This window comes from Hymenobacter agri (genome assembly GCF_054778495.1).
In genome coordinates this window covers 1-4,476 of the sequence record NZ_BAAGZM010000345.1, presented here as the reverse complement: position 1 = coordinate 4,476, position 4,476 = coordinate 1, and the positions used below count along the sequence as shown (strand labels likewise).

General features: G+C 61.2%; 2 protein-coding genes. One reads left to right on the top strand and one right to left on the bottom strand.

Annotation, left to right across the window (positions count from 1 at the left end):
- Positions 1 to 242 precede the first annotated feature (242 nt).
- Positions 243 to 2,063, top strand: coding sequence for a M61 family metallopeptidase (locus ACYVDE_RS15330; protein ID WP_460502411.1), 1,821 nt, complete (start codon positions 243 to 245; stop codon positions 2,061 to 2,063).
- A 129-nt stretch (positions 2,064 to 2,192) separates the two neighbouring features.
- Here ACYVDE_RS15330 and ACYVDE_RS15325 read toward each other — a convergent pair whose 3' ends face one another.
- Positions 2,193 to 4,157, bottom strand: a complete 1,965-nt coding sequence (locus tag ACYVDE_RS15325) for a KUP/HAK/KT family potassium transporter (protein ID WP_460502410.1) — start codon at positions 4,155 to 4,157, stop codon at positions 2,193 to 2,195.
- Positions 4,158 to 4,476 lie beyond the last annotated feature (319 nt).

Genomic DNA, 4,476 nt, shown 5'->3' with positions numbered 1-4,476 from the left:
TGCACGGGCAGGCGCTCGGCGGGGGGGGGCGCGGCGCGCCGGTTCAGGCGTGGCAACAGGGCCAGCATCGCCACCAGCAGCCCACCAAAAATTATCCAGATATATCGCATGGCGCGGCAAAAAAAACGTCGGCGGGGCCGGGTAAGCCCTGCGCTAGGCCCTAACGGCGCGGGGTGCCGCTAGGTTGGAGGCAACCCGGCGGTCTTACTTTGTGCCCTTGCTAGTCCCTCAACTGATTCCGAATGCGTAGAAATTCCCCCGCCGCCCTGCGCGGCCTGGCCCTGGCCGGGCTGCTGGCCCGCCATTTGCCATTTGCCCAGGCCGCGCCCGCGCCCAAAGCCGCCGTGCCCTCGCTGCGCTACACGCTAAGCATGCCGCTGCCGCAGTCGCACTATTTTGAAGTGAAGATGGAGCTGGGCGGCTTCGGGGCCGACTACACCGACCTGAAAATGCCGGTGTGGGCCCCGGGCTCGTACCTAGTGCGCGAGTTCGCGAAAAACGTGGAGGGCTTTGAGGCCCGCACCGCCGCCGGCCAGCCGCTGGCCGTGGAGAAAATCAACAAGAACACCTGGCGCGTGAAGCACCCCAAGCAGGGCAGCTTCCGGGTGAGCTACCGCGTGTACGCGTTTGAGCTGAGCGTGCGCACGTCGTTCATCGACGCCGACCACGGCTACCTCAACGGCAGCAGCGTGTTCATGTACCCGGCCGATAACAAGATGCTGCCCAGCACCGTGGTGGTGCAGCCCGCCGCCGGCTGGGAGAAAGTGAGCACGGCCCTGCGCCCCGGCCCCGGCAAGTTCACCTACAAAGCCGCGAGCTACGACGAGCTGGCCGACTCGCCGATGGAAATCGGCAACCAGAAAATTCTGGAGTTCACCGCCAACGGCACCCCGCACCAAGTAGCCATGTACGGCCAGTACAGCGCCGACGATACCAAGCTGGTGGCCGACATGAAGCGCGTGGTGGAGGCCGCGCACGGCGTGGTGGGCCAGAACCCGCTCGACCACTACCTGTTTATCGTGCATAACCTGGAGCGCGGCGGCGGTGGCCTTGAGCACCTGTACTCGACCACACTCGAAGTGAGCCGCGCCACCTACGGCACCGACGCGGGCCTGAAGTCCTTCCTGGGCCTGGTGGCGCACGAGTATTTCCACCTCTGGAACGTGAAGCGCATTCGGCCGGTGGCGCTGGGGCCGTTCAATTACGACCAGGAGAACTACACGCACATGCTGTGGGTGAGCGAGGGCATGACCGAGTACTACTCGAAGCAGATTCTGGAGCGGGCCGGCGTGCTCACGCAGGCCGAGTATCTGGGCCGCCTCGGCAATGCCATTACGGAGGTGGAGAACACGCCCGGCAACCGCATCCAGTCGGCCGCCGAGTCGAGCTTCGATGCCTGGATTAAGTATTACCGGCCCAACGAAAACTCGAATAATACGCAAATCAGCTACTACTCGAAGGGCGACCTCATCGGCACCTGGCTTGATTTGAACATCGCGCAGGCCACCAACGGCAAGAAGCACCTCGACGATGTGATGCGCCTACTCTACGACACCTACTACCTGAAAGCCAAGCGCGGCTTCACCGACCAGGAGTACCAGGATGCCGTGGCCACCGTGGCCGGCCGCCGCTTCGACAGCTTCTTTCAGAACAGCGTGTACGGCACGCAGCCCATCGACTTCGCCACCGCGCTGGGCTATGCCGGCCTCACCCTCACGAGCACGCCCGCCACGCAGGGCACGCTGGGCGCCTCGTTCTCGAACCGCAGCGGCAAGCTGCTGGTAACGGCCGTAGAGCGCGACGGTGCCGCCTGGACCACCGGCCTCAGCGCCACCGACGAAATTGTGCTCATCAACGGCGCCGCCCCCAGCGAGGAAACCGTGAAGACCCTGGCCGGCGGCCCCGTGGGCAGCGAGGTAACCCTGCAAGTGCGCCGCGACGGCCTCCTGCGCGACCTCAAGCTGAAAATGCAGCCGGATACCGACCGCAAATTCACCATTCAGCCCGTGGCCAACCCCACGCCCGCCCAACAGGCCGTGCTGGCCAAGTGGCTGGGGAAGTAGAGGAGCGATAATTCCCTATTCGCAGGCGTAAAAAAAGCCCCGTGCAGCTGCACGGGGCTTTTTCGTGTGTGGCGTTGAACGGCCGCCTGAATCCGCGAAATCCGTCCAATACGTTAAAATCTGCGGTCCTTACTTGATGCGCTTCAACGCCACCTCGCGCACGGGTGCAATCACCAGCGGCACCTTCTCCACCTTCACCGAAGAGGTATCGAGGCCGAAATACTGGTCTTCGGAGGCGATGAACTGGCGGATATAGAAGTAGGCCTGCATCACGAGCTTCTCCAGGGTCGGGAAGTCGTTCTCGACGGAGAGGAATTTCTCCAGCACCACGAAGCGGAAATCGCCTGTGACGTGCTGCTTGTTCAGCGACTCGTAGCGCGAGGTGATGTCCACTTCCTTGTTGCGCACGAGGTCTTCGATTACCTTTCTGAAATACAGGTTGATGCGCTGCTGCACCCGGAAGCCGAGGCGGAAATTGATGCGGAACACGTCGTCCTTCGCCACTTCGGTCACCTTGTACTCCATCGTGTACGGCTCGTCGGTGGTGTCGACGTGGATAAACCAGTAGATGTCAGCGCGTTTGGGGCGCTTCTGGAAGATGGAGTAGATGATTTTCTGCTCAATCTCGGAGTTGCGCTCGGCCGAGGTGAGGAACACGAGGTGCGTCGAGTATTTCGGGATAGACTCGTCGTCGCTGAGCTGCTTGAGGGCGTCGACGTAGGGTTCCAGCTTCACGAATTCCGTGAGGCGGCGCTTGATGTAGAACGACTTGAGCCATACGTACATCACGGCCATGAGTGTGCCGCCAATGGCCAGCGACACCCAGCCGCCGTGCGGAAATTTAATCATGTTGGCAATCAGGAACGAGCCCTCGATGATGCCATAAAGCGCCGCGAATGCGAACACCAGCACCGGGGCTACCTTCTTGGCTTTCAGCCACACAGTGAGCAAAATGGTGGTCATCAGCATGGTGAGCGTGATAGCCAGGCCGTAAGCCGCTTCCATGTTGGTCGACTCACGGAAGTAGAGCACCACGCCGATGCAGCCGAAGAGCAGCAGCCGGTTCATGCTGGGTACGTAGAGTTGGCCCTTTACGTCGGTGGGGTAGTTGAGCTTCACTTTGGGCCACATATTCAGGCGAATAGCCTCGGCCACCAGCGTGAACGAACCCGTGATGAGAGCCTGCGAGGCGATGATGGCCGCAATGGTGGCCACGCTGATGCCAATGAGCAAAAACCACTGCGGCATGAGGGCATAGAAGGGATTTTTGCCGTTGAGCATCTGGCCCTGGTGGGCCAGCAGCCAGGCACCTTGTCCCAGGTAGTTAAGCAGCAGCGTGGTTTTCACAAAAGTCCAGCTGATGCGGATGTTGCCCTTGCCGCAGTGGCCCAGGTCGGAATACAGCGCCTCGGCCCCGGTGGTGCAGAGGAACACCGAGCCCAGCAGCCAGAAACCGCCGGGATAATGCACCAGCAGGTCGTAAGCGTAATAGGGGTTCACGGCCTTCAAAATGACTGGATTCTGCACAATCCAGCTCACGCCGAGCACGCCCAGCATGCTGAACCACAAGAACATAATCGGCCCAAAGGCTTTGCCGACAATCTGAGTGCCAAAGCTTTGCAGCAGGAACAGACCCGCAATAATGCCGATGACGATGTATACTACCACGTCCTGCGTGAGAGTAGGAAAGACGTTCTTCAGCCCTTCGACCGCCGACGACACCGAGATGGGCGGCGTAATCACGCCGTCGGCCAGCAGGGCCGAGCCGCCAATGATGGCCACGGCCGACAGCCAGGCCCCGCGCCGCCGCACCAGGGCGTAGAGTGAGAAAATACCGCCTTCGCCGTTGTTGTCCGCGTTCAGCGTGAGCAGCACGTACTTCACGGTAGTTTGCAGTGTCAGCGTCCAGATGACGCAGGAAATACCGCCGAGTACCAGGTGCGCGTCAATCAAATCGGGCACGGTGCCGCTCTTGAGGATGGACGACATCACGTAGAGCGGCGAGGTGCCGATGTCGCCGTAGATAATGCCCAAGGCAATCAGCAGCCCCGCCCCGGAAATGGCGGTGTGCGAATGTTTCGAATCGGAACTCATAGGAGGGTAAAGGTCTGGTATCGGGGGGAGGCAGCGACAATAAATGGTTTACGGGGCGCGAAGGTAGCAGATGCGGCCCGGCTCTGCCCGCTTACGGCGGCGGCCGGACATCGAGCAGAATAAATGAAAACGTTTGTCATCCTGAGCGCAGCGAAGGACCTTATCACGTTTGCACAATCGTAATAAGGCCCTTCGCTGCGCTCGGGATGACAGGCGAATTATTCATCACTCTCAAACGCTGCCGGGCCAGCGAAACCGGTTGCTTCTGCCGCGGCCTCCGCCGCTTCCTGGGCGGCGCGGCGCATGGCTTCGTCGGCCG

Excerpts from the sequence above, each read along its gene's own strand:
- ACYVDE_RS15330 (WP_460502411.1), top strand. The coding sequence starts at position 243 with ATGCGTAGAAATTCCCCCGCCGCCCTGCGCGGCCTGGCCCTGGCCGGG.
- ACYVDE_RS15325 (WP_460502410.1), bottom strand. The coding sequence starts at position 4,157 with ATGAGTTCCGATTCGAAACATTCGCACACCGCCATTTCCGGGGCGGGG.